The sequence below is a fragment of the Streptomyces sp. NPDC058741 genome (assembly GCF_042746715.1).
Taxonomy (GTDB): Bacteria; Actinomycetota; Actinomycetes; order Streptomycetales; family Streptomycetaceae; genus Streptomyces.
The window spans coordinates 236763-260901 of the sequence record NZ_JBHYQH010000003.1; the positions used below are offsets into that span (position 1 = coordinate 236763).

Consider the following 24139-nt stretch of genomic DNA (forward strand, 5'->3'; position numbering starts at 1 on the left):
TGCCCGGCGCCACCGCAGAGCGCGCCGTGTGGCGCGTACTCTCCCTTGCCGTGGTGGACCGCATTGAGGCGGTCGTATTGCGAATCGCGAATCACGGAGTTGACGGGCGCGTGCCGACGAGACTCCGGAAGGTTTCGCATTCGCATGTCCATTGCCAGTACTGATCACGTCGTCGTGCCCGAGAACGAGGCCGTCGAGGACGCTCCCGAGGCCACGTTCGCGGACCTCGGTCTTCCCGAGGGCGTCGTGCGCAAGCTCGCGCAGAACGGCGTGACCACCCCCTTCCCGATCCAGGCCGCGACCATCCCGGACGCCCTGGTCGGCAAGGACATCCTCGGCCGGGGCCGCACCGGCTCCGGCAAGACCCTCTCCTTCGGTCTGCCGACCCTGGCCACGCTGGCCGGCGGCCGGACCGAGAAGCACAAGCCGCGTGCCGTCATCCTCACGCCGACCCGCGAGCTCGCCATGCAGGTCGCCGACGCGCTCCAGCCGTACGGCGACGTCCTCGGCCTGAAGATGAAGGTCGTCTGCGGCGGTACGTCGATGGGCAACCAGATCTACGCCCTGGAGAAGGGCGTCGACATCCTGGTCGCCACCCCGGGCCGGCTGCGCGACATCATCAACCGCGGCGCCTGCTCGCTGGAGAACGTGCAGATCGCCGTGCTCGACGAGGCCGACCAGATGTCCGACCTGGGCTTCATGCCCGAGGTGACGGAGCTGCTGGACCAGATCCCGGCGGGCGGTCAGCGGATGCTCTTCTCCGCGACCATGGAGAACGAGATCAAGACCCTCGTCGACCGCTACCTGAACAACCCGGTCAGCCACGAGGTCGACGCCGCGCAGGGTGCCGTGACGACCATGTCGCACCACATCCTGATCGTGAAGCCCAAGGACAAGGCGCCGGTCACCTCCGCGATCGCCTCCCGCAAGGGACGGACGATCATCTTCGTGCGGACGCAGCTGGGCGCCGACCGCGTCGCCGAGCAGCTGCGGGACGCCGGTGTGAAGGCCGACGCGCTGCACGGCGGCATGACCCAGGGCGCGCGGACGCGGACCCTGGCCGACTTCAAGGACGGGTACGTCAACGTCCTCGTCGCCACGGACGTCGCCGCGCGCGGTATCCACGTCGACGGCATCGACCTGGTGCTGAACGTGGACCCGGCCGGCGACCACAAGGACTACCTGCACCGCGCGGGCCGCACGGCGCGCGCCGGCCGGACCGGCACGGTCGTCTCCCTGTCGCTGCCGCACCAGCGGCGCCAGATCTTCCGGCTGATGGAGGACGCGGGCGTCGACGCCGGGCGCCACATCATCCAGGGCGCCGGCGCCTTCGACCCGGAGGTCGCCGAGATCACCGGCGCCCGGTCCATGACCGAGGTCCAGGCCGAGTCGGTGGGCAGCGCCGCGCAGCAGGCCGAGCGCGAGGTGGCCCAGCTCACCAAGGAGCTGGAGCGGGCGCAGCGGCGGGCGGGCGAGCTGCGGGACGAGGCCGACCGGCTGCTCGCGCGGGTCGCGCGTGAGCGGGGCGAGGAGCCGGCGGCGGCCGTCGCCGAGTCCGGTGACGTCCCGGCCGGTGTCGAGGTGTCGGTGCCGGAGCAGCCGACCGCGAAGGACGTCGAGCGCGAGGAGCGGGCCGAGGCGCCCACGTCGTCCGTGCCGTCTTCCGCGTCTTCCGCGTCCTCCGCGTCCTCCGCGTCCTCTGCGTCCTCTGCGTCCGCTCCGTACGAGCGGCGGGAGCGTCGTGACGACCGCGGCGGGTACGGGCGTGACCGCGAGCGGTCCTTCGACCGTGACCGGGGCGAGCGTGGCGACCGGGGAGACCGGGGCGGCCGGTCCTACGACCGTGACCGTGGCGCGCGTTCGTTCGAGCGTCGTGACGACCGGGGCGGTTTCAACCGGGACCGCGACCGTGACCGTGGCGCGCGTTCCTTCGACCGCGACCGCGGGGGTTTCCGCCGCGACGACCGTGCCGACCGGGGCGAGCGGAGCGACCGCGGGGGTTTCCGCCGCGACGACCGTGCCGACCGCGGCGAGCGGAGCGACCGGCCGGGCTTCCGCCGCGACGACCGGGGCGACCGCGCCGGCCGTGGCTCCTTCGACCGTGACCGTGGCGGCCGTTCGTTCGAGCGTCGTGACGACCGGGGCGGTGTCAACCGGGACCGCGACCGCGACCGCGGCGGCTTCCGCCGGGACGAGCGCGGCGGGCACCGCGGCAGCGACCGTCCTTTCAACCGCGACCGCCGGGACGACCGTCCGGGCTTCCGCTCCGGCGGGCACGACCGTCCGTACGGCCGTCGTGACGACCACCGCGGTGGCACCGGTTCCTTCCAGCGCCGCGAGGACAAGCCGCGCTGGAAGCGCAACGGCTGACACACAGGTGTGAGGAGCGCCGTGGCCGCACCCGCGAGGGCGGCCACGGCGCTTCGCCGTTCCGGGGGGCGGTGGACGCGCCGACCCGCCCGAACCGGCGGATCCCCGCCCCTCGTCGGCCTGTTTCCCCCTCCGGCAGGGCCGTGAGGCCGATACCCGATCGGAGACGCGGCGTCGTCCGGCTATGCTCGTGGGGGCAACATCGCCTGGGCCCTTAGCTCAATTGGCAGAGCAGTGGACTTTTAATCCATTGGTTGTGGGTTCGAGTCCCACAGGGCCTACCGGACTCCTCGGGGTCGGGACCTCCGCTGACCTGGTCAGACGGGGGTTCCGTCGTTTCCGGGGCCTGATCGTCGCTGGAATCCGTAGGCGAAGTGGTCACCAAGTGGTCACGCTGGCCCGCTGCTGGCCCGACCGGCGCTGCCTTCCTGGCGCGCGGGACGAGCGCCGAAGCACGGTCCGCAGCGTCCCGCCCGACACCGCCCAGCAGATGGCTGTAGGTGTCCGACGTGATCGTGATCGTGGAGTGCCCGAGGCGCTTGGACACGATCGCCATGTCCACCCCGGCCGCGAGCATCAGCGACGCCTGACCGTGCCGCAGGTCGTGCAGCCGTACCCGGCGAATGCCGGCCGCGTCGACCAGGGCGCCGAGCAGCTTGGTGACGTCGTCCGGGCGCAGAGGGTTGCCGTCCTCCCGGGCGAACACCAACCCGTGGTCGGCGTACGCGTCGCCCCATGCCTCCCGCTCGGCGTCCTGGCGCAACTTGTGCGCGATCAGGGCGCCCACGGTGTTCTCGTCCAGGTCGATGACCCGGTCCTCACCAGACGCGGTCTTCGGCTTGCCGAAGGACACCCCGAGGCGTCCGGCCGCGCAGCACGGGCACGGGGTGCCGGCGCCTGCTGGTTCTTCTTCCGGCCGGACTCCTGGACGAGCTGCTGCCGGACCACGATCACCCGGCGCGTCAGGTCGATGTCGTCCCAGCGCAGGCCCACGGCCTCACCGCGGCGCGTCCCGGTACCGGCGATCGTCTCGAACAGGGCGCCGAGCCGGTGTGAGCCGATCGAGTCCAGGAACTGGCCCAGCTCTGCGGCCTCCCACGGGGCGCGCCTTGCGCCGCTGAGCCTTGGGCAGCTCCACGTCCTTCGCCGCGTTGAACGTCACCGGACGCTGCCGTACGGCCGTGGACAGGGCGCTGCGCAGCGTCGCATGGACCCGGCGCACGGTCGCCGCCTTCCGCTTCCGGTCGTCCAGCGCGGCCAGCATCCGGTCAGCGTGCTGCGGGCGCAGGTCCCGTAGCCCGGCGGCACGGTCGACGCCGGTTCACCGAGCTGTGGTTCCACCGCGGCACGTCGACCGGCACGGTGTCCCCGGCGAAGGCCCGGGAGATCGCGCGGGAGATGCGCGCCTTTGCGGCCCGGCTGGACGCGCTGAGCGATGTGGCCGACGAGATCGCCGCGGACGACTACGAGGCCGGCGCGTGACTGCCTGCTCCGCTCGCCGAAGCCCTGGCGCCCACCGCGGCGCCGGGGCCTCCGGCATGCGTGACGCACTCCTGAACAACCCGTACGGGCTCACCCTCCGCGAGGTGAAAGCCGAGATCCGCCACCTGTCCGCCCGTGGCTGGCAGACGTGGGAGATCCGGCGCCGCTTCGCCAGCACCCGCAAGGACACCACCGAGTGACCGAGCACGACAGCGCACCCCCATGGGGCGCGCGGGACGACGAGCGCACCAGCCTGGAGAGGGCCGTGGTCGGCACGGCGCTGCTCAACCCGCAGCAGTTCACCGACCTCGCCGAAATCATCGACCCGGGCATGCTGCGCCACGCTCCCGCGCGCCTCATCTGGGACCTACTCTCCCAGCGCATCGCCGCCGGCGAGCCCACCGACTATGTGGCCCTCCAACTGGCCATGCCCGAGGAGGACCTGAAGCGGATCGGCGGTCCGCCCGTCTTCAGCACCCTCGGACAGCACTCCGTTGGCGACGCACGATGGCACGCCGAACAGCTCCAACAGCTCCACGTACGCGAGCAGCTGGCCGCACAACTCCGCGGCGCCCTCGCCCGAGTGGAGCGGGACAAGGACATCGACGGCGCCCTGAGCGTGGTCAGCGACCTGGACTCGTACGTCACCGGCTCCAGCACAGCGCCCACCGACTGGGAAGACGTCGACCTCGGCCCCGTCCTCGACGGCTCCCACAAGCCGCTCAACGCCACGGTCGGCGCACGTGATGACGGAATCGGGCTCTTCTACCCGGGCCGCGTCAACGGCATCCAGGGCGAGAGCGAAGCCGGGAAGTCCTGGGTGGCACTGATCTGCTGCCTGATCGAGATCAACCGCGGCAACCACGTCTTCTACCTCGACTTCGAGGACTCAGAGGACGGCGTGGTCGACCGCCTGCGGCTGATCGGCGCAGCACCCGAAACGATCCGGGCCCGGTTCCACTACATCCGCCCAGGCAGCGCCCCCACACCCGGGGTCGTAGGTGCGGTCGCACGCCGCGTAGAGCAGTACCGGGCCACGCTCGTCGTCGTCGACGGCGTCACCGAGGCCATGACCCTGCTCGGTCTGGAGCTGAAGGAGAACTCCGAGATCGCCGCCTTCGGTCGCAAGTTCCTGCGGCCCCTCGCCGACACCGGGGCTGCGGTCGTCTCCCTGGACCACGTGGTCAAGAGCAGCGAGTCCCGGGGCCGGTACGCCCTCGGAGGTGTCCACAAGCTGAACGCCGTCAACGGCGTCCAGTACATGCTCGAGGCCGTGCGGCCCTTCGGTGTCGGCACCGAAGGCCGTAGCCGCCTCCGCATTGCCAAGGATCGGCCGGCGCAGGTCCGTAAGAACGCGCTCCCCGGTGGCAGAAACCCCCTGCACTGGTTCGCAGACCTCGTGCTCAGGTCCGAGAGCGACGACTTCGCCGAGGCCCACCTGTACCCGCCGATCCAGCGTCCCGACGACCCCGCCGAGATGACCGCTGAGGAGGAGAAGAACGCCAAGGAGGAGGCCGACTCAGGGACCGGAGAGAGGCTGTGCTGGGCGCACTGGCCGCCGCCACCGAGCCGCTGAGCAAGACCGCCATCGAAGCGCTGGTGTCGGGCCGTACGAGCGTCACCCGCCGAGCGCTCACCCAGCTCGTGCACGAAGGCCGTGTGGAGGTCACGACCGGTCCGCGGAACGCGACGCTTCACAGCCTGCCGCCGAAGAGCAAGCCATGATCCCTGACCCCGTCCCGTGGTTGGTCGCCATGTTCCGGCAGAACGGTATCTCCGCAGTTCACAGCGTTGCCGACCCCGTCCCGGCGAATCCGTCCCGCCGAACGATGCCTGACGGAACATCACGGGACGGGGTCACTTGCGTACCGACCTGCACAAACGGTTCCTAGCGCGACCCCGTCCCACCCCGTCCCGACTCCGTCCCGGACGCGGTCAAGCGACCCCGTCCCCCGTCCCCCTCTCTTTAGGGGACGGGGACGGAGTCGCGACGTCACATCCGCCACAACCACCGATCGGAGCACCTCGTGACCGAACCCACGTCCCACGTCGAGCAGCAGGTACAAGCCCGCATCGCCGCCGCCCGCATCCGCGTCCAGGCCGCCAAGAAGCGACGCGACGAACTCGCCGCAGCACGCCGCCGAGGACTCGCCGCACGCCACGCACAGAAACTCCGCCGCTTCCTCGCGCTTACATCCGCTTCGACGCGGACTGGACCCCTCACCTGCTCGGGCTGGACCCGACCACGGTCCGCGGCTGGACGCACGAGGGCCGCTCGCGCCGGATGAGCCGCGAGCAGCTGGTGCAGGATGAGCCGCGAGCAGCTGGTGCCGTTCATGGAGATCGTCTTCCGCGAGCTGCTGGCGGCGGAGGAGGCGGCGGACGCGGCCGACGCCGGCCGGTGCATGACCGTGGCCGACCTGGAGTCGGCGGCGCGGGCCGCGCGGTCCGACGGTGCGCAGGACATGACCCCGCTCACGGTGCGGATGTCCGGGACGGGGCGGTTCCTCGCCGTCGGGGCGGGCGGCGGTACGGCGGCGGGCGCCGGTGGAGGCCGGCCGCGCAGGCCGGCGAGCAGCCGCCCTTCACGCTCGACCCGCCGCCGCTGTACGGGGAGGACATCCTGCGCGAGCGGAGGGAGAAGGGCGCCGTGGACGAGAACACACTGCGCGTGGAGTTGGCCCCGGGGCCCGTCTGAAGGCCGTGCGCCACCAGGCGTCGGCGCGGACGGACGGGCCGACTCCCGCTCTGACGGAGGGGAGCAGAGCGGGGACCGACGAGCCTCTCACCCACTGACGTGTGCGGCGCCGGGTCTCCCGGCGCCGCGGGGCCGTGGCCTCACCCGGTGGCGAGCATCCCCGACCGCAGGCGGGCCACCGTGCGGGACAGCAGCCGGGAGACGTGCATCTGGGAGATGCCGAGGCGGGCGCCGATGTCGGCCTGGGTGAGCTCCTCCACGAAGCGCAGGTGGAGGATGAGGCGCTGGCGCTCGTCGAGTTCGGCGACGAGGGGGGCCAGGGCGTGGAAGTTCTCGACGAGTTCGAGGGCCGGGTCCTCCTCGCCGATGAACGCCGAGAGGGTCGCGTCGCTCTCGTCCGCGTCGCTGCTGACGGTGGCGTCGAGCGAGGAGGACGTGTAGCCGTTGGACGCGATCTGGGCCTCGACGACCTCTTCCTCGGAGAGGTTCATCAGCGCGGCGAGCTCGGCGACCTTGGGGGAGCGGCCGAGGCGGGAGGCGAGTTCCTCCGTGGCCTTGGCCAGTTCCGTACGGGCCTCCTGCAGCCGGCGCGGCACGTGCACCGCCCAGGACGTGTCACGGAAGAAGCGCTTGATCTCGCCGATGATGTACGGCACCGCGAAGCTGGTGAACTGCACCTCGCGGGAGACCTCGAAACGGTCGATCGCCTTGATCAGGCCGATGACGCCGACCTGGACGACGTCCTCCATCGACTGGCCGCCGGCCCGGAAGCGGCGCGCCGCGAACCGCACCAGCGACATGTTCATCTCAATGAGCGTGTTGCGGGCGTACTGGTATGCGGGCGTGCCCTCCTCCAGTACGGCCAGCCGCTCCAGGAACTGGCCCGTCAGCTCGCGCGCGTCTTGTGGGGCGAGCTTCTGGGGCTCCGCGATCTGCGGCAGCTCCTCACCGGTCTCGGTGGCGGAATCCGTCGTCGTGCCGATGCGCATGGTCGCGGTCACGGGCCCTCCCTCTGTTTCCGGCCCGCTTTCCTACCCCCACAGGCCACCTCAAGCGCCGTTACCCGCTACCGGGCCGCCCATGCCCCGCATACGCCCCGCCGAGAGGTAGGCCACAGGCGGCGCAGGTCGCGGCGGTGTCGGGGTACCCGCACAGGTGCGATGCAGGCGAGAGCGGAAGGGCAGGGCGGTGCGGCGTGGCAGAGGAGGCCCGGGAGGCGGCCGAGCGGACAGTTGTCGTTTGACAACTATAGCCATGGGGCAACAAAGTAACCCTGCTGAGCGGGTGCCGGGAAGGATCCGGAAAGGACGAACCGGTGGCGCGACGAACAGTTCAGGCAGTCCGGGTGCCGGACGCGCGGGAATCGCCGGAGTCGTCGTGTATCTGTGCCGCCGCCGCGTCGCAGAACGCCTCCAGTCCCTGCAGCAGCGCGGCCCGCTTGTCGGCGGGCATCTGGTCGAGCACCGCGCGCAGCGCCTCTTCCCGGCGCAGCCGCAGATCGACCAGGAAGGCCCGGCCCCGGTTGCTGAGCCGCAGCCGCACCTCGCGCCGGTCGGCCGGGCTCGTCACACGCTCGACGAACCCGGACGCCTGCAGCCGGTCGCAGAGCCGGCTCGTCGAGGGCGGCGTGGAGGCGAGGGAGTCGGCGAGGGTGCGCAGGTTGATGCCCTCGTGGTGCTCGAGGATGAGCAGCACGCGCAGCTGGGACGCCGAGGCGGGCGCCGTGGAGGCCCTGCCCCACAGGACTTCCAGCAACTCCGCGGCCGTCGAGGTCACACGGGCGACCTCGGTGGGCTCAGGGCGGGGTCGGAGGGAAGTCACAGTCACTCTCTCGCAGGCACTGGGATGGCCGTCAGCGTACTAGGCGGGCGGAAACCGGGCGGTACCACTGCCCGGAGGCGCAGGCCGGGGCCTCGGCAGCGCGGCCGGCCGCCGAGCCGGCCTCCCGAGGGCCGCACGCCCCGCCGTCGCTCTCGCTCCCCCCCGGCCCGTGTCCGAGCGGCCGCCGTTCGCCGGTCCGCTCCCCCCGAACCGTTCACGTCCGATGAAGGAATGGTGACTCGACCACCGTGACCACGACCATGCGGAGATTCGTCGCCGCCGAGCGCGCCCTGCGCACGGCGGCGCCCCACCAACTGCTGGAAGCGGTCCACCGTGTACTGGCCGATCAGTACGCGGCGGACTCCGTCGAGCTGTTCCTGGCCGACTACGGCATGACCGTGCTGCAGCCCGTCTCCGAGCTGCCGCACACCCTCGAACCGCTGCCCGTCCACAACAGCCCGGCGGGCCGGGCCTTCGGCGCCCAGGAGCCCTACGTCGAAGCCCTCCCGGGCCGCCCGGACGGCCCGGTGCGCGCGCACCTGCCGGTCTCCGTGCGCGGCGACCGGCTCGGCGTGCTGTCGGTGACCCTGCCGGGCCGCGCGCACGCCGAGGGCTGCCTCGGTGAACTGGCCGAGATCGCCGAGGTGCTGGCGCACGAGGTGGTCGTGGCCGAGCGGGACACCGACCTGTACCTCCAGGCCCGCCGCAGGGACCGGCTCACGCTCGCCGCCGAGATGCAGTGGCAGCTGCTGCCGGGCCGCTCCTGCGCCCGCCCCGAGTACGAGCTGGGCGCCCAGCTGGAACCGGCGTACGCGATCTTCGGCGACAACTTCGACTGGTCCGCCACGGGCGACACCCTCAGCCTCTACGTCACCAACGGCATGGGCGAGGGCATAGAGGCCTCCCTGCTGACCAACCTCGCGATCAACGCGCTGCGCAACGCGCGCCGGGCCGGGCTCTGCCTCGCCGACCAGGCGGCCCTGGCCGACCAGGCGGTGTACGCCCACTACCAGGGTCGCTGTTACCTGTCCGTGCTCATGCTCGACCTCGACCTGCCCACCGGGCGGGTCCGGGCCGTCGACGCCGGGTCGCCGCGACTGCTGCGACTGCGCGCCGGGACGGTGGAGCGGGTGGCGTTCGACGCCCAGCTGCCGCTCGGCATGTTCGAGGAGACCGACTACGTGGCGCAGGAGTTCACCGTCGAGCCCGGCGACCGGCTCGTCTTCGTCAGCGACGGCGTCTACGACGTCGCCTCCCCGGGCGGCGAGACCTACGGCGACGCCGCCCTGGCCCGGGCGATCCAGGCCACCCGGCTGCTCCCGGCCGCCGAGGTGCCCCGGGCGGTGCTCCGCGAGCTGACCGGCCACCGCGGCCCGTCCGTCGCGGACGACGACGCGCTGGTGGTGTGCCTGGACTGGCGTGGGCGCTGAGGGACGGGGCAGGCGCAGTTCGAGGAGTCGTCGGAGAACTGTTTGGTGGTGTCGTACGTCGGCACTAATGTTTGTCATACGGCAAGTAATGGCCGAGGTGCCGAGCGCGACCTCGGTCCGGTCCGTGCAAGGGAGCGATGCAAGTGTCGGTGTCGGAAGAGAACGCTGAACGGGAGCCGGCCGCGCACCGGGTGAGCGCCTTCCTCGAACGGCGCCGGGAGCAGATCGCCCAACGCTGGGCGGACACCGCGCTGTTCCGCACCGTCTTCACTGTGTCACGTGACGAGGCGGTGGAGGCCGGCAGGGCCGTGGCCGCCGCGCTGGCGGCGGTGGCGGCCGGCGGGCGGCTGGAGGACATCCGGGCGTCCGGATTCGAGGCGGTGCGCGACCAGTTGGGCCGGATGGCGGCCTCCCGCGCGCGTACGGGCCTGGACCTGGACGGGGTCGCCATCGAGGTGGCCGCCCTGCGCGAACCCGCGGCCGAACTGCTGCGCGCCGAGTTCGAGGACCCGCACTCGGCCGAGGCGCAGGAGTGCGTCGTGGCGCTGACCGTGCTGATGGGCACCCTGCGCCTGGTCGTGATGGAGACCACGATCAGCGCGGGCGAGGAGCTCATCGCCCGCCAGCGCGAGCAGCTGCACGAGGTCGCCACCCCGGTCATCAAGCTCTGGGAGGGCACCGTCGCCGTACCGCTGATCGGCACGCTGGACAGCGCGCGCAGCCAGGTGGTCATGGAGAGCCTGCTGAACGCGATCGTCGCCGAGCGCGCCCGGTACGCCATCCTCGACATCACCGGCGTGCCCACGGTCGACTCGCTGGTCGCCCAGCACCTGATGAAGACGGTGGCCGCGGCGCGGCTGATGGGCGCCGAGTGCATCGTCTCCGGCATCCGGCCGGCGATCGCGCAGACCATCGTGCACCTGGGCATCGACCTCGGCACGGTCCTCACGCGCTCGAGCCTGGCGGACGCCCTGGCCTACGCGCTGAGCGAGCAGGGCGTCGAGATCGCGCCCCTGCGGGCCGCCGGCCGGGCCACGGACGCGGGGGCGCGGTGACCGGGGCCGCGGGGCCCGTGGCGTCCGGATCCGCGGACCACGGGGCCGCGGACCACGGGGCCGCGGGGTACGGGTTCCCGGTCGGCGGGTCCGCGGCCGGGCACGCCTTCACGGTGCCGGTCCTGCGGCTGGGAGACATCCTGCTCGTCACCCTGCAGGGCGAGTTGCACGACGGGATGGCCGAGCAGCTCCAGCAGGACATCACGGACCGCATCTCGCAGACCCGGGTGAACGGGGTCGTCATCGACATCTCCGGTGTGGAGATCGTCGACTCCTTCCTGGGCCGGGTCCTCGCGGAGATCGCCTCCGGGGCGAAGCTCCTGGCGGCCCGTACGGTGCTGGCCGGGATGCGCCCGGCGGTGGCGATCACGCTGGTCGAGCTGGGGCTGACGCTGCCCGGGCTCAGCACCGCCCTGGACGTCGAACGCGCGATGGAGCTCCTCGCCGAGGCCGAGTGCGAGGGGAGCCCGTGATGCAGGCCTCCCACCAGGCGGCCACGGCCACCCTGCCGATCGCGTCGGACGCCGACCTGGCCTGGGTACGGCAACAGGTCCGTCAGACCGCCGCCGAGCTCGGCTTCGGCCTCGTGCAGCAGACCAAACTCGTCACCGCGGCAAGCGAACTGGCCCGCAACACCCTGGTCCACGGCGGCGGCGGCCATGTGCGGATCACCCCGCTGGTGAGCGGCCAGGCGAAGGGGCTGAGGCTGGCCTTCGTCGACACCGGGCCCGGCATCCGCGACCTGGACCAGGCCATGACCGACGGCTACACCAGCGGCGGCGGCCTGGGGCTCGGCATGAGCGGGTCCAAGCGGCTGGTCCACGAGTTCGAGGTGGAGAGCAGGCCCGGTGAGGGGACCACCGTCACGGTCGCGGCCTGGGCCACCGCCGTACCGCCCTCCCGGCCGGGGTCGTGATGAGCAGGGTCTGGGACGTCCCGGTGGACGACTCGACCCGGGTGCGGGACGTCCGGGTGGCGACCGAGGAGGCCAGCGCCTGCGCCGGGCTCGCACCCCACCGCACCGCGGCCGCCGCGCTGGTGGCGACGGAGCTGGCCACGAACCTGTCGCGGCACGCCGACGGCGGGCGCGTGCTCATCAACCTCGTCGAGCGCGGCCCCGACGCCGGCCGGCGCATGTCCGTGCAGATCGTGTCGATGGACCACGGCCCCGGCATCCCGGACGTGGCGGCGGCGATGCGCGACGGCTACACCACGACCGTCGCCTCGCTCGGCGCGGGGCTCGGCACCTGCAAGCGCATAGCGAACGACTTCGACCTGCACAGCGCCCCGGGCCGGGGCACGGTGGCCGTGGCCCGCGTCGACCACGACCCCGTCGTCCGGGGGGTGCGCCCGCCGTTTCCGCGGGTCGGCGGCGTCAACGTCCCCCTGGGCCGGGCCGGGCAGTCCGGCGACGCGTGGGCCAGGGTGTGCGCGGGCGAGCGCCTGACCCTGCTGCTCGCCGACGGCCTCGGCCACGGCGCCAAGGCCGCCGACGCCTCCATGACGGCCGTGCGGGACCTGCCTGGTGTGGCGCACCTGTCGCCCTCCGAGATCCTGCGGCAGCTGGGCACGTCCCTGCGCCCCACCCGGGGTGCGGCCGTCGCGGTCGCCCAACTCGACCTGGGTTCAGGACAGTTGCACTTCGCCGGCATCGGCAACGTCGGTGCCCGGCTGCGCACCGGGAGCACCTGGCGGCCGCTGCTGTCCCAGCCGGGCATCGTCGGCGCCCGGGCCCCGGTGTCCGTGCCCGTGCAGCATCAGCCCTGGCACGACGACAGCCTGCTGGTCCTCCACAGCGACGGCCTGCCCGCGCGCTGGTCCCCGCCCGACGACGCCGTGCTCCTCGGACGCGACCCGGGGCTGGTGGCCGCGGTGGTGCTCAGGGACGCGGGCAGCGCGGCCCGGCCGGTGGGGGACGACACCTGTGTGGTGGTACTCGGCGGTGATCCCGACGGCTCCCGAGCCTGACCTCGGGGTGTGTGCGGGTTCGGGGGGGTCTGGCCTTGGGTTGTGTGCGGGTTCGGGAGGCCTGATCTCGGGTGCGCCGGTTCGGGGACCTTGACCTCGGGCTGTGGGCGGGTTCGGCGTGCCACCGCGGTTCACCGTCAGGTCCGGCCGGGTCTGACCGCGATTCACCGTCGGGTCAGGTGGGCTTGACCGGTTCATCGCGGAGGTGGGCCTGACCGCGACTCACCGTCGGGCCAGGCGAGCCTGACCGGTTCATCGCGGAGGTGGGCCTGACCGCGACTGACCGTCGGGTCAGGTGGGCTTGACCGGTTCATCGCGGAGGTGGGCCTGACCGCGGTTCAGCGCCGGACCCGGGGCGCCTCCTACGGCGAGCCCGGCCCGTCCGGGCGGGGCTGCACCGCCTTCTGAGCGGCCAGGAACCTCCGCAAACCGTGGCGCAGCGCCGCCCGTTCGGCCGGTTCCATGGCCGCCAGGGTGGCGGCCAGGGCCTGGACCCTGCGGCCGGCGACGTCCCTCAGCACGTGATGGCCGGTCTGGGTGAGCCGCAGCTGGACCTCGCGGCGGGTGTCGGGGTGCGGGGCGCGTTCCAGCAGGCCGGCCGCCGCCAGACGGTCGCAGAGGCGGCTGGCGGTGGGCAGCCCGATGCCGAGGCGGTCCGCCAGGGCGGTGAGGTTCAGGCCGGGGGTCGCCTGCAGCGTGCGCAGGGCCCGCAACTGGTGCAGGGACAGCCGCAGGGCCGCGTTCTGGGCGGCGAACGACCACAGTGCCGCGAGGCTCTCCACGGCATCGGCGATCTGTGACGCGACGGCTTCCGGGCCATCGCCCGGTCTCCTCGCCCGGTCGTCACCGGGACTGCCGAGATCGGTCACGAAACGATCACTTTCCATAAGCTCCGGGTACTGCTGAGGTCGCCCTCATTCAAAGGCTGTACCCGGGGAATGGAGGTGCAAGCAGCCGGCGCCGGGTCAGCCCGCGTTCAGCTCCGCCAGTGCGGCGAGCGGCAGCGTGTGCCGGGTCTGCAGGACCTTGGCGCGCAGGTAGCGGACGTTGTGCGCGGTGGTGAAGACCCCGGTGGGGACGCGCTCGCGGACGTCGACGCCAAGGGTGCGCAACTGGGCGGCCTTGTCGGGGTTGTTGGAGAGCAGGTCCAGTGCGCCGATGCCGAGGGCCCGGAGCATCTGGGCCGCCGCCGTGTAGTCGCGGGCGTCCTCGGGCAGCCCCAGGGCCGTGTTCGCCTGGTAGGTGTCCAGGCCCTCTGCAGCGCGTAGGCGTCGAGCTTCTTGTAGAGGCCGATGCCGCGGCCCTCCTGGCGGAGGTGGAGGAGGACGCCGCCGCGCTCGGCGATGCGCTCCACCGCCTCGGGCAGCTGCGGACCGCAGTCGCAGCGGGCCGAGCCGAACAGGTTTCCGGTCAGGCACTCGGAGTGCAGCCGCACCAGCGGCACCGGGCCCGGCTCGCCCAGGACGACCGCCACGTGCTCCCGGCCGTCGGCCAGGCCGTGGAAGGTGACGAGCTCGGCGTCGGCCTCGTAGCCGTCGTGGAAGCGCAGGGGGACCCGGACGCGGGAGTGCTCGGTGGCGAGGATTGCGGGCGTGTCCGGCATGCGGGGCCTCCGGGTTCCGTTTCCTGTTCGGCTGCACGGCCGTACTGCTTCAGTTTTGAAGCAGATTCACGAGCAGAACCCCTCACTGTGCTTGAAACTTGAGGCAACGGCCTTTTGGCGACGAGCACCCCCCGGTGGACCTTGCCGTCGAAGCCGTGGTGGTTGATCTCGACGCGGCGTCGCCCTGGGTCCGGGCAGGTTCCGCTTCGCCCCACCCGGCCGATTCCTGACGGGTGACGCCGCCGATCCGCCCACCTCCGCCGACGCGGCGGTCCGCACGATGCCCGCCGGGCAGTGGCAGAAGATCAAGGACGCCGGGATGGTGCGCAAGGGCTGCCCGGTGACCTCGCCCGACCAACTGCCCGCTCCCATACGAGGCGCGTCACGCGCAGCCGGACGACGACCTCCGCCGCCACGGCACGCCGTCCGGGGCCGGCCGCGCCCCGTCCTCCTGGAGCCCGTGGGCGATCGCCGCGGAGATCTGCTCCAACTGCCCCACCTGCTCCTCGCTGAGCCGGTCGAACAGGCTGTTCCGCACGGTCTCGACATGCCCCGGCGCCGCCCGCTCCAGGAGGGCGAACCCCTCGTCGGTCAGTGCGGCGACGCTGCCCCGCTTGTCGTGGGGGCAGGGCTCGCGCCGCAGCATCCCGTCCCTCTCCAGCCGTGTCACCGCGTACGTCAGCCGGCTGCGCGTGATCTTCAGTTGCTCGGCGAGGTCGGTCATGCGCAGCCGCCGTTCCCCGGACTCCGACAGGACCGACAGGATGGAGTAGTACAGGTGCGGCATGCCGGCGTCCTGCTGGAGCTGCCGGTCGAGCGCGTCCTCCAGGAGCAGCGAGGCGGCGATGAAGGCGCGCCAGGCGCGCTGCTCCTCGGGGGTGAGCCAGCGAGTCGTCATGCCACCAGTGCAGGTTTGTTTCAAACTTGAACCAAGAATGTCCGGTCCCGCCTTCCCGACCAGCCGCGGAGCGTCGATGCCCCACCCGTACGTCCTGCTGTCCGCCGCCGTCTCCCTCGACGGCTACCTGGACGACACCGGCCCCGAACGCCTGCTGCTGTCCAGCCCGGCCGACTTCGACCGGGTCGACGAGGTCCGGGCATCCGTCGACGCGATCCTGGTCGGCGCCGGCACCATCCGTGCCGACAACCCGCGGCTCCTGGTGAACTCCCCGGAACGTCGCGCCGCCCGCACGGCCGCCGGGAAGCCGGCCTATCCGCTCAAGGTCACCGTCAGCGGCACCGGCGACCTCGACCCGGAGGCCCGCTTCTGGCACACCGGCGGCGAGAAGGTCCTCTACACGACCGACCGCGGCGCCGACCGCGCCCGCGCCCTCCGTCTGGCCGCCGACGTCGTCCCCCTCGGCGCCGGCCTCGACTGGCGGCGGCTCCTGACCCACCTGCACGACGTGCGCGGCGTACGGCGGCTCATGGTCGAGGGCGGCGGCCTGATCCACACCCAGCTGCTCACCCAGGGCCTCGCCGACGAACTCCAGCTGGTCCTCGCCCCGCTCTTCGTCGGTGATCCGGAGGCGCCCCGCCTCTTCGGCCCGGGCGGCTACCAGGCCGGGCGGCTGCGGCTGCTGGAGACCCGGCGGATCGAGGACGTCGTCCTCACGCGCTACGAGCCGACCGCCCCGGGCACCGGCTCCCTCCCGGCCGCCGCCGACCACCACTGGCTGGCCCTGGCCTGCGACCTGGCCGAGCGGTGCCCGCCGTCTCGGACGGCGTTCAGCGTGGGCGCGGTGGTGGTCGCGGCCGACGGCACCGAACTGGCCCGCGGCCACTCGCGCGAGAACGGCGACCCGGTCGTGCACGCCGAGGAGGCGGCCCTGGCCAAACTCGACCCGGCCGACCCCAGGCTCCCCGGCGCCACGGTCTACAGCAGCCTGGAGCCCTGTGCCCGCCGCGCCTCCCGTCCCGCACCCTGTGCCCGGCTCATCCTCGACGCCGGTGTCCGGCGCGTCGTCACGGCCTGGCGCGAGCCGGACACGTTCGTCACGGAGGCCGACGGCAGCGGCGTGCTGGCGGCCGGAGGGGCGCAGGTCGTCGTCCTCCCCGAGCACGAGGGACGGGCCAAGGCGCCCAACCGGCACCTGCCGGGCTGACGGGCTGACGGGAGGACCCGGTGTGCGCGAGCTGTCCTGCGCATGGCGTATGCTGGTCTCACAACGACGCGGGGTGGAGCAGCTCGGTAGCTCGCTGGGCTCATAACCCAGAGGTCGCAGGTTCAAATCCTGTCCCCGCTACTGAAGGCCGAGGGCCGGAATCCGAAAGGGTTCCGGCCCTCGGTGCTTTCGCCGGCGGTCACCCCCCTTCCCTCACGCTCGGTGAGCGAACGGCCCCGCTCTGCGTAACAACTGACACACCGTCAAAAACCAGTTGCCGCAATGAAGGCGGTCAACTCGCCCGAATTTGCCCATGCGTGACGGGTAAGTCCGCGCGAAAAAAGGTTGATGATCAAGGGGAACCGCTGGAATGCGCACCGCGCGTCCATTAACGTTCGATAACGCAGCGCGGTCGTCCCAGCCGTCACAGAAGGCGGCTCCGTGCGCACGCGCCGAATCCCGCAAGGGAACCGGGGAACCACCACTTGGGGTGAATCGGGCGGATGCCGCCGTGGGAACACGGCCGGTATACGCGCGTAGGAGACCTTCCTGCTCCGAACCCGTCAGCTAACCCGGTAGGCGAGAAGGAAGGAAAGGAGTACGCCCACGTGGCGTCCAACCGGCCTGCCCCCATGGCCCCGTTCGCGACGGACCAGCGCGAGACCGAGACCTTCGGCCACAGCGCCCCCCGCACCGACGAGGGCCCGTTCCAGGAGTGGAACCCCACCGCGGAGTCCATCCGTCCCGTCCGTGGCCGGCATCGTGTCAGCAAGCAGCGCGGCGGGGGACTCGCCCGCAGCTCCACCGTCCTGGGCGTCGGCGTCATAGCCGCCGTGGGTGCGGGTGGCATGGCCACCGCCCAGACCGGCAAGCCGCCGGTGTCGATCTCCGTTCCGGACCTTCCCTCGGTGGGTTCCCTCATCTCGGACGACGAGACCTCCGAAGACGACGGCTCCACCACCCCGCTCAGCAGCCTCGGCACGACCGTCGCGGGCGGCGAGCAGGGCACCAGCGGCGCCGGCGAGGCCCTGCGCGCCCGGATCATGGCCCAGGTCGAGCACCAGCAGGACCAGATCGACACCAAGGCCGCCGAAGAGGCCGCGGCCGCCGCCGACGAGGCCGCCCGGGCCGCGGCAGCCAAGGCGGAGAAGGAGGCCGAGGCCAAGGCCGCCGAGGCCAAGCGGAAGGCCGAGGAGGAGGCCCGCGAGAAGGCCGAGGCCGAGCGGCTCGCCGCCCTCGCCAAGCAGTACACGCTGCCGACCTCCTCGTACACCATCACCTCGTCCTTCGGCCAGGCCGGCGCCTACTGGTCCTCCGGCTACCACACCGGCCTGGACTTCGCCGCCCCCACCGGCACGCCGATCAAGGCGGTGCACACCGGCACCATCACCGAGGCGGGCTGGAGCGGCTCCTACGGCTACAAGACCGTCCTCACCCTCGACGACGGCACCGAGATCTGGTACGCGCACCAGTCGTCCATCGGCGTCAGCGTCGGCCAGAAGGTCAGCACGGGCGATGTGATCGGCCGCGTCGGCGCCACCGGCAACGTCACCGGCGCACACCTCCACCTGGAGGTGCACTCCGGGGGTTCCGCGACCGGCCTCGATCCCATGGCATGGCTGCAGGGCAAGGGCCTCAACCCGTAAGCGGAGCACGCCGTTCGAAGCACCGGCAGCCCTGACGACGCCCCCCCGACGTCAGGGCTGCCGGTTTCGCCGTTCCCTGAAGGGGCCCTTCCGCCCACGGCGTCGACGTGGACCATGACGTCTCCACGCGAGCTCGGCTCCTGCGGCGCCTGGCTCGCCGACCGGCCGACGGTCGTGGCCCCGATCGCCTCCGTCCGGAGGGTGCAGCGGCCGCCCGCACTGCTGGGGGTGGGCGAGGTCGTCCCGGCCGACGCGGAGACCGAGCGGCTCACCACGGCATCGGCCTGAGGCGTCAGGAACGGTAGGGGTTGTAGGGCTGGGCGGGGTACGGCGTCTGCGGATGGCCGTACCCGTACACCCCGGGCACCGGCCAGGGCGGGGCCGGCACCGGGACCGGAGGGGCCGTGACCCGGGCCGCGTGGTCCAGGGCCGGGCGGGCCACCTCGCGGCGCCGCCACAGCTCGTGCAGCAGTTCCCGTTCCCGTACGACGAAGCCGGCACCGGCGCGGCCCAGGCGGCCCCGGTGCCGCAGGAACGCGAGGGACGTCGCGTAGGCCTCGTACCGCGCGACCTGCCGGGCCGCCGCCCGCCCGGCGTGGCGGCGGGCGTACTGGCGGGCGATGCGGCGCGCCCGCATCGAGCCGAGCGCGTACGGCTCGGCCGGGGTCAGCCAGCCCGCCACCGCGTACGCCGGCAGCTCCGTGCGCACGGTCCTCAGCTCGCGCTGCCGCGTCCAGATCACCAGCCATGTCAGCAGCCCGAAGACGGGCACCATGAACGCCCCGTACACCGCGAAGAACCCGTACTCGCCGAACGCCGACGAGCCGTTCCACATCGCGTGCATGCCCATCGCCAGCAGCAGCCCGCCCAGCGGGAAGGCGACCCGGCGCAGGTGCCGGCGGTGCGCCGAGAGCGCGGCGATGCCGAAGCCGATGCCGGTCAGCACGGTGAAGAGGGGGTGCGCGAACGGCGACATGACGATGCGCACGAAGAACGTCGCCGCCGTGACGGAGGCGATGCCGGTGCCGCCGGTCAGCTGATCGGTGCCGAAGGCGGTGCCCAGGTAGAGGATGTTCTCCGTGAACGCGAAGCCGGTGGCGGTGACACCGGCTATCACCACCCCGTCTACGATGCCGGTGAAGTCGCGGCGCCGGAAGAGGAACACCAGCAGGACGGCCGCCGCCTTGGCCGACTCCTCGACCACCGGGGCTATCACGGTCGCGCCCAGGGTGTCGGCGCCGGCCGGGTCCGCGGTCGCCGTCGCTATCCATCTCGTCGCGAAGCTGTTGGCGACGATGGCTATCAGCGCCGCCGCGCAGGCGCCCCAGGCGAACGAGAACACCAGGTTGCGCCAGGGGCCCGGCTCCACCCGGTCCAGCCAGCGGAACGCGGCGATGAGCAGCGGCACCGGCAGCAGCGCCAGTCCGAGCCCGACGAGGAACCCTTCCGTGCCGGTCTCCTCACGGACCAGGGCGAGGATCACCAGCCCGGATATCGCGAGGAGCGTGGTGAGCCCGCCGTAGCGCACCCAGGGGCGATCCCACCAGTGGGCGTGCCGCAGCGCGCCGCCGGCGGGGACGCCGTCGGCGGGAGCGCCGGGGTAGGGCTGTGGGGGGCAGGTGGCCACGGCATTGACCCTAACGACGGAGGGGCGCTGTCCGCAGGCGGGACGTGCCAGGGCGTGCGGTGCGGTCAGACGCCGGTGCAGGGCTGGTCCGCGCGTGGTACGCGACGGAAGAGGAGGTCGTTCACGACATGTCCCTTGTCCAGTCCCTGGCCCTCGAAACGAGTCAGCGGGCGGAAGTCGGGGCGCGGCGCGAAACCACCGTCCGCCTGCGTGTTCTCGAAGTGGGGGTGTGCGGTGAGGACCTCGAGCATCTGCACGGCGTACGGCTCCCAGTCCGTGGCGCAGTGCACGAGCGCCCCGGGGCGCAGCCGGGTGGCGGCCAGGGACAGGAACTCGGGCTGGATCAGTCGGCGCTTGTGGTGCCGCTTCTTGGGCCAGGGGTCCGGGAAGTAGACGCGGAGGCCGTCGAGGGCGTCCGGGGTGAGCATCTCGCGGAGCAGGATGATCGCGTCGCCGTTGCCGACCCGGATGTGGGACAGGCCGCCCTGGTCGGCGAGGTTGAGCAGGTTGCCCTGGCCGGGGGTGTGGACGTCGACGGCGAGGATGTTGGTGGCGGGGTCGGCGGCGGCCATCAGGGCCGTGGCCTCGCCCATGCCGAAGCCGATCTCCAGGACGACGGGGTTGTCGTTGCCGAAGAGGTCGGTGAGGTCGAGGGGACCGTGCCCGTCGATGTCGAGGCCCCACTTGGGCCAGAGACGCTGCAGCGCGTCCGCCTGTCCGGAGGTCACCCTGCTCCGCCGGGGCTGGAAACTCCGGATCCGCCGCTCGAAGTGCGACCCGGCGGGATCGGGCTTCGGCCCGTCGGGGAAGCGCGGCTCGCCCTTGGCCCGGGTGTGCCGGAGGGACACGCCGGGGGTGGGGTCGGGGGCGTGCTCGTGGGAGTCGGAGGTGTTCGCGGAGTCAGACACAGTGCCCTCGATTTTACGGCCGGGGAGGGGGCGCCGGGTGCCGGTGGGTGGGCGGTGGCTGTGCGAGGGTGTGGGTGGTCGGGGGGCGAGGGAAGAGGGGTGCCGGGCCGTTCCGGCCGGCTGCTGCGGGGGAGTCGTCCCCGCCGGGGCGCGTGGGCGCCGGTGCGCGAGCCCCGCGACCGGGTCGGCGGCGCTCGCCGATGCCGGGCCGCGGGCCCTTCGCCGCCTCGGCGGCCTCGGACGCGGGGCTCCGTCACAGTGCGCTCAGCGCCCGCCTCGCCACCTCGCGCCCGATCGGCAGGGACGCCGTGGCGGCGGGCGACGGGGCGTTGAGGACGTGCACCGCCCGAGGCCCCTCGCGGATCAGGAAGTCGTCGACCAGGGTGCCGTCCCTCAGCACGGCCTGGGCCCGCACCCCGGCGGCCGTCGCCACCAGGTCGTCCTCGGACACCTCGGGCAGCAGCCGCCGCACCGCCTCCGTGAACGCGCCCTTGGACAGCGACCGCCGCATCTCTCCGGCCCCGTACCGCCAGTGCCGCCGCGCGATCCGCCAGGAGCCCGGCCAGGCCAGCGTCGCCCCGAGCTCGCGCGGCCGGACCGTGCCCCACCCGTAGCCCTCGCGGGCCAGGGCGGGTACGGCGTTGGGCCCGATGTGGACGCTCCCGTCGATGCCGCGCGTGAGGTGCACCCCGAGGAAGGGGAACGCCGGGTCCGGCACGGGGTAGACCAGCCCCCGGACCAGCTCGGGCCGGGCCAGCTCGTAGTACTCGCCGCGGAACGGCACGATCCGGGCGTCGGGCTCGTCCCCGGTCAGCCGGGCGATCTCGTCGCAGTACAGGCCCGCGCAGTTCACGAGGACCCGCCCCCGTACGACGTCCCCGGCGGCCGTCAGCACGGCGACGCCCCGGTCGGGCCGGCGGTCGACGCGGACGATCCTCGTGCCGTAGCGGATCTCCGCCCCCGAGCCGTGGGCCAGCTGCCGGGCGACCGCGACGAAGTCGCACACGCCGGTCGTGCCGACGTGGAGGGCGGCGAGGCCGCGCACCTTCGGCTCGTACTCCGGAATCTGGGATCCGCCCAGCTCACGCACCGGGATCCCGTTCTCCCGGCCGCGCTGCACGAGTGCGTGCAGACGCGGCAGCTCCGCACGGTCGATGCGACGATCAGTTTGCCGGTGACCGCGTGCGGGATGCCGTACTCGGCGCAGAACTCGACCATCTCCGCGGCGCCCCGCACCGCGTAGCGCGCCTTGAGGGAGCCGGGCCGGTAGTAGACGCCGCTGTGGACGACGCCGCTGTTGCGGCCCGTCTGGTGCCGGGCCGGGCCGGGCTCCTTCTCCAGGACGACGACCCGTGTGCCCGGTGCGGCACGCGTGATCGCGTAGGCCGTGGACAGGCCGACGATCCCCGCGCCGATCACCAGTACGTCACCGTCGTGTGCGGTCCGCACGAGCACCACCTCCCACCTGGATAGTGCACTGCGCCACTGACATCGCCACCCGGCGCGGCCACGGGCGGCTCACCCCGGGGGACCCACGCCTACGCCGGAGTCACCAGCAGGGGCCGCGCGCGCTCGCGGAGCTCCACCACCCGCGGCTCGTCGCCGTAGGGCTCGAGGCGGTGGAGGAGATCCTTCACGTACTCCGTGGTGCGGGCCGAGGAGATGCGGCCTGCGACCTCGACCGCCCGTACCCCCTGCTCGCACGCCGCGTCCAGGTTCCCCGACTCCAGTTCGGCGACGGCCGAGACGACGAGCCGCAGGCCGTGCGAGCGCACGAACTCCTCCGTCGGCTGCGACAGCGCCTGCTCGGTGAAGCGGCGGACCTGGCGGGGTGCCTTGAGGTCGCGGTAGCACTCGGCGGCGTCGGCGCAGAAACGGTCGTAGGAGTAGAAGCCGAGCCAGCTCGGGTCGTGGTCGCCGGGGCGGGCCCGCTCCAGCCAGCTCTCGGCCGCCTTGAGGGCGCCGCCGGCGGCCTGGGCGTCACCCGCGCGCGCGTGGGCGCGTGCCTCGACGAGGCGGAAGAAGCTCATGGTGCGGGCCGTGGCCAGCCCGCGGTTGCGTTCCAGGGCGGCCTGGGCGAGGTCCACGCCCTCGTCCCCGAAGCCGCGGTAGGTGGCCTGCAGGGACATGGAGGCGAGCACGTAGCCGCCGAGGGGGACGTCCGCCGCCGCGCGGGCCAGGCGCAGGGCCTGGATGTAGTAGCGCTGGGCGGCTTCCTGCTGGCCCGTGTCGAAGGCCATCCAGCCCGCGAGCCGGGTGAGTTCGGCCGAGGCGCCGAACAGGGCGCGGCCGACCTCGTCGGAGTAGGAGCCGAGGAGCAGGGGAGCGGCCTCCACCCGCAGGCACTCGGGGACCATCGACGAACGCCAGTCCCCACCGCCGTACTTGGAGTCCCAGCGCCGCGCGTCCTCGGCGGCCTCCCGTAGTTTCTGCACATCGCTGTGGCCGACTTTGAGCGGTGCGCCCGAGCCCTCGCCGGAGCTCACGTCGCGCGCCACCGAACTGTCGGCCGGGGATATCAGCCAGCGTGAGACGGGTGTCGCGTACGCGCTCACCGCGAACGATCCGGCCAGGGACTGCCAGATGCCACCGGATCCGGCGCGCCGGCCGGCGAGGTCGAGGCGGTACAGCTCCGTCGCGGACCGCACCGCCTGGCCGACGTCGCGCGGGAAGGCGAGGCCGACTTCGGGTGCCGGGTCCGCGTCCGCCAGGCCGATCTCGTGGAGCGGCACCGGGCGGCCGAGCTTCTGGCCGATGGCGGCGGCGATGAGGTGCGGCGCCGCACCCTGCGGCACCATGCCCTTCGACACCCAGCGCGCCACCGACGTCTTGTCGTAGCGAAGTGTCAGACCGCGCTGGGCGCCAAGATCGTTGACGCGCCGCGCGAGGCCTGCGTTGGAGATTCCCGCGAGGGCGAGAACGGCGCCGAGTTTCTCGTTCGGCCCGCGTTGCTCCCTGGACATGCGCCACCCCTCGACACAGACGGCTGCCGCGCTGGCATAACCACGCGGCATTCGTAAACCCAGCGTAGTTCGCCGCATCCCAAGCGTTAAGGGGCATTGTTCCGGTTGGCGGGATTGTGGTCCGTACTGAAGTACTCGTCAGATACGGGCAGTTGCGGCGTGCTCCCGGTATGTGGCCGTGCGCCCGTGCGTGCGCTCTTACCCGGCCATCACGCGAGGGGTTCCATGGTCGTCGCGTGGGTCGGCCCGCTGTACTGGATCCAGTGGGCTGGGGGATGCCGCCGCCCCCATCCCCGCGGGCGGCGGAACGGTCCGGGAGGCGTGCCGCGTCTCCCGGACCGCGCGAGTGGGTGGCAGCGTCCACGGCCTGTACGGAGCGTGTTCGACGCCGTTCGCCTGTCGCAGATTTGGCCGAAAATCGACCCTGTCTTTCGCGGGCTTTTCGGGCTCTCACCACGGTAGT

20 protein-coding genes, 2 tRNA genes, 3 pseudogenes and 1 riboswitch are annotated in these 24139 nt (G+C 72.6%); of the genes and pseudogenes, 14 read left to right on the forward strand and 11 right to left on the reverse strand.

The window, feature by feature from the left end:
* Positions 1-144: 144 nt before the first annotated feature.
* Both ACFW6P_RS03970 and ACFW6P_RS03975 read left to right on the forward strand, forming a co-directional pair.
* Positions 145-2370, forward strand: a complete 2226-nt coding sequence (locus tag ACFW6P_RS03970; protein ID WP_386348821.1) for a DEAD/DEAH box helicase — start codon at positions 145-147, stop codon at positions 2368-2370.
* 208 nt (positions 2371-2578) lie between these two features.
* Positions 2579-2651 (forward strand) — tRNA-Lys (locus ACFW6P_RS03975).
* Positions 2652-2917: 266 nt separating this feature from the next.
* Here the strand turns inward: ACFW6P_RS03975 and ACFW6P_RS03980 are convergent.
* Positions 2918-3223, reverse strand: a pseudogene (locus tag ACFW6P_RS03980) (tyrosine-type recombinase/integrase); the annotation flags it as partial.
* Complete coding sequence (locus ACFW6P_RS03985; RefSeq protein ID WP_386422889.1) at positions 3145-3453, reverse strand: tyrosine-type recombinase/integrase; 309 nt, start codon at positions 3451-3453, stop codon at positions 3145-3147. The pseudogene ACFW6P_RS03980 and the gene ACFW6P_RS03985, both read right to left, overlap by 79 nt.
* Positions 3454-3908: 455 nt before the next feature.
* Here ACFW6P_RS03985 and ACFW6P_RS03990 point away from each other — a divergent pair, with 455 nt between their 5' ends.
* The 3 genes from ACFW6P_RS03990 to ACFW6P_RS04000 are packed head-to-tail and all read left to right on the forward strand — an operon-like array spanning position 3909 to position 5577.
* Positions 3909-4052 (forward strand): hypothetical protein, encoded by a 144-nt coding sequence (locus ACFW6P_RS03990; protein ID WP_386348818.1) that lies wholly within the window; start codon positions 3909-3911, stop codon positions 4050-4052.
* The gene (locus tag ACFW6P_RS03995) at positions 4049-5428 is read left to right on the forward strand and encodes an AAA family ATPase (protein WP_386422871.1); all 1380 of its coding nucleotides are present in this window, start codon (positions 4049-4051) and stop codon (positions 5426-5428) included. The genes ACFW6P_RS03990 and ACFW6P_RS03995 overlap by 4 nt, the downstream gene beginning before the upstream one ends.
* Positions 5392-5577 carry a hypothetical protein gene (locus tag ACFW6P_RS04000; protein WP_386422872.1) on the forward strand — a complete coding sequence of 62 codons (186 nt, stop codon included), beginning with the start codon at positions 5392-5394 and terminating at the stop codon, positions 5575-5577. The genes ACFW6P_RS03995 and ACFW6P_RS04000 overlap by 37 nt, the downstream gene beginning before the upstream one ends.
* Before the next feature lie 1113 nt (positions 5578-6690).
* Here the strand turns inward: ACFW6P_RS04000 and ACFW6P_RS04005 are convergent.
* Positions 6691-7539, reverse strand: coding sequence for an RNA polymerase sigma factor SigF (locus ACFW6P_RS04005; RefSeq protein WP_386422891.1), 849 nt, complete (start codon positions 7537-7539; stop codon positions 6691-6693).
* Positions 7540-7882: 343 nt separating this feature from the next.
* A complete protein-coding gene (locus ACFW6P_RS04010) occupies positions 7883-8377 on the reverse strand; it encodes a MarR family transcriptional regulator (protein WP_386348813.1) in 495 nt (164 codons plus the stop codon).
* A gap of 254 nt (positions 8378-8631) precedes the next feature.
* Here ACFW6P_RS04010 and ACFW6P_RS04015 point away from each other — a divergent pair, with 254 nt between their 5' ends.
* From ACFW6P_RS04015 to ACFW6P_RS04035, 5 genes are all read left to right on the forward strand, one after another.
* Positions 8632-9801: a PP2C family protein-serine/threonine phosphatase gene (locus tag ACFW6P_RS04015; protein ID WP_386349329.1), complete on the forward strand. Its 1170-nt coding sequence runs from the start codon at positions 8632-8634 to the stop codon at positions 9799-9801.
* Between the two features lie 137 nt (positions 9802-9938).
* Complete coding sequence (locus ACFW6P_RS04020) at positions 9939-10856, forward strand: STAS domain-containing protein (protein ID WP_386422874.1); 918 nt, start codon at positions 9939-9941, stop codon at positions 10854-10856.
* Positions 10857-10969: 113 nt separating this feature from the next.
* Positions 10970-11329, forward strand: a complete 360-nt coding sequence (locus ACFW6P_RS04025; protein WP_386349326.1) for an STAS domain-containing protein — start codon at positions 10970-10972, stop codon at positions 11327-11329.
* Positions 11329-11772 (forward strand): anti-sigma regulatory factor, encoded by a 444-nt coding sequence (locus ACFW6P_RS04030; RefSeq protein ID WP_386348807.1) that lies wholly within the window; start codon positions 11329-11331, stop codon positions 11770-11772. The genes ACFW6P_RS04025 and ACFW6P_RS04030 overlap by 1 nt, the downstream gene beginning before the upstream one ends.
* Entirely contained in the window at positions 11772-12824 is a 1053-nt protein-coding gene (locus tag ACFW6P_RS04035) for a SpoIIE family protein phosphatase (protein ID WP_386348804.1), read from the forward strand. The genes ACFW6P_RS04030 and ACFW6P_RS04035 overlap by 1 nt, the downstream gene beginning before the upstream one ends.
* Before the next feature lie 362 nt (positions 12825-13186).
* Here the strand turns inward: ACFW6P_RS04035 and ACFW6P_RS04040 are convergent, their stop codons facing one another.
* From ACFW6P_RS04040 to ACFW6P_RS04050, 3 genes and pseudogenes are all read right to left on the reverse strand, one after another.
* Positions 13187-13693: a MarR family winged helix-turn-helix transcriptional regulator gene (locus ACFW6P_RS04040; RefSeq protein ID WP_386422876.1), complete on the reverse strand. Its 507-nt coding sequence runs from the start codon at positions 13691-13693 to the stop codon at positions 13187-13189.
* A 96-nt stretch (positions 13694-13789) separates the two neighbouring features.
* Positions 13790-14427: pseudogene (ribA, locus tag ACFW6P_RS04045) on the reverse strand (GTP cyclohydrolase II).
* A gap of 382 nt (positions 14428-14809) precedes the next feature.
* Positions 14810-15325 carry a MarR family winged helix-turn-helix transcriptional regulator gene (locus ACFW6P_RS04050; protein WP_386422877.1) on the reverse strand — a complete coding sequence of 172 codons (516 nt, stop codon included), beginning with the start codon at positions 15323-15325 and terminating at the stop codon, positions 14810-14812.
* Between the two features lie 76 nt (positions 15326-15401).
* Here ACFW6P_RS04050 and ACFW6P_RS04055 point away from each other — a divergent pair, with 76 nt between their 5' ends.
* From ACFW6P_RS04055 to ACFW6P_RS04070, 4 genes are all read left to right on the forward strand, one after another.
* Positions 15402-16532 (forward strand): dihydrofolate reductase family protein, encoded by a 1131-nt coding sequence (locus ACFW6P_RS04055; protein ID WP_386422879.1) that lies wholly within the window; start codon positions 15402-15404, stop codon positions 16530-16532.
* Positions 16533-16599: 67 nt separating this feature from the next.
* Positions 16600-16673, forward strand: a tRNA-Met gene (locus ACFW6P_RS04060).
* Positions 16674-16972: 299 nt separating this feature from the next.
* A riboswitch (cyclic di-AMP (ydaO/yuaA leader) is annotated at positions 16973-17129 on the forward strand.
* 11 nt (positions 17130-17140) lie between these two features.
* Positions 17141-18178 carry a M23 family metallopeptidase gene (locus tag ACFW6P_RS04065; RefSeq protein ID WP_386422881.1) on the forward strand — a complete coding sequence of 346 codons (1038 nt, stop codon included), beginning with the start codon at positions 17141-17143 and terminating at the stop codon, positions 18176-18178.
* Between the two features lie 114 nt (positions 18179-18292).
* Complete coding sequence (locus ACFW6P_RS04070; protein ID WP_386348793.1) at positions 18293-18466, forward strand: hypothetical protein; 174 nt, start codon at positions 18293-18295, stop codon at positions 18464-18466.
* A 4-nt stretch (positions 18467-18470) separates the two neighbouring features.
* Here the strand turns inward: ACFW6P_RS04070 and ACFW6P_RS04075 are convergent, their stop codons facing one another.
* From ACFW6P_RS04075 to ACFW6P_RS04090, 4 genes and pseudogenes are all read right to left on the reverse strand, one after another.
* On the reverse strand, positions 18471-19805 hold the full coding sequence (locus ACFW6P_RS04075; protein ID WP_386348790.1) for a PrsW family intramembrane metalloprotease: 1335 nt from the start codon (positions 19803-19805) through the stop codon (positions 18471-18473).
* 65 nt (positions 19806-19870) lie between these two features.
* On the reverse strand, positions 19871-20713 hold the full coding sequence (gene trmB, locus ACFW6P_RS04080; RefSeq protein WP_386348787.1) for a tRNA (guanosine(46)-N7)-methyltransferase TrmB: 843 nt from the start codon (positions 20711-20713) through the stop codon (positions 19871-19873).
* Between the two features lie 253 nt (positions 20714-20966).
* Positions 20967-22171 (reverse strand): annotated as a pseudogene (gene lhgO / locus ACFW6P_RS04085) (L-2-hydroxyglutarate oxidase).
* A gap of 80 nt (positions 22172-22251) precedes the next feature.
* Positions 22252-23676 carry an MFS transporter gene (locus ACFW6P_RS04090; RefSeq protein WP_386348782.1) on the reverse strand — a complete coding sequence of 475 codons (1425 nt, stop codon included), beginning with the start codon at positions 23674-23676 and terminating at the stop codon, positions 22252-22254.
* Positions 23677-24139 lie beyond the last annotated feature (463 nt).